The organism is Streptomyces alkaliphilus (assembly GCF_014141535.1).
Taxonomy (GTDB): Bacteria; Actinomycetota; Actinomycetes; order Streptomycetales; family Streptomycetaceae; genus Streptomyces; species Streptomyces alkaliphilus.
The window spans coordinates 1-432 of sequence record NZ_VKHT01001752.1; the positions used below are offsets into that span (position 1 = coordinate 1).

The following is a 432-nucleotide window of genomic DNA, read 5'->3' on the forward strand; positions in this document are numbered from 1 at the left end:
GGGCCCTTGAGGTCGGTGGGGGTGGTCCGGCGGCGGACGGCGTGGCCGGAGGCGAGGTGACGTCGGCAGATCGTCATCAGCGGCGGCCCCTCGGGCAGCAGGTCGGGGTGACACTCCTCCTCGTCGGTGTTCCGGTGCGGCGCCGGGAGAAGGTGGAAGGCCTCGTGGAGGGCTCCGGCGGTCTGCCACAGCCGGGTGCGGGCGATCGCCAGCTGACGGCCCGCCGCCGGGTACGGGGGACGGGTCGACTCGGCGAGGTGATCGAGGAGCCGGTGCAGGGCGGTGAGGTGGGCGTGCAGGACGTCCAGGTGAACGCGGTCCACCGCATCCCGGGGCCGGGCGGTCCGCTCGGTGAGGGAGCGGGTGTGGTGGCGCACTCCGGCGCTCGCGGCCCGCAGGTAGGGGTGCGCGTCGTTCGAGGGAGAGGGGGAG

The 432-nt window shown here is 75.2% G+C and carries 1 protein-coding gene; it reads right to left on the minus strand.

Annotated elements, in window-relative coordinates; translation table 11 throughout:
- Positions 1 to 432: DUF6238 family protein (locus FNQ90_RS26610; RefSeq protein WP_182608606.1), on the minus strand; the 432-nt coding region annotated here is incomplete at both ends.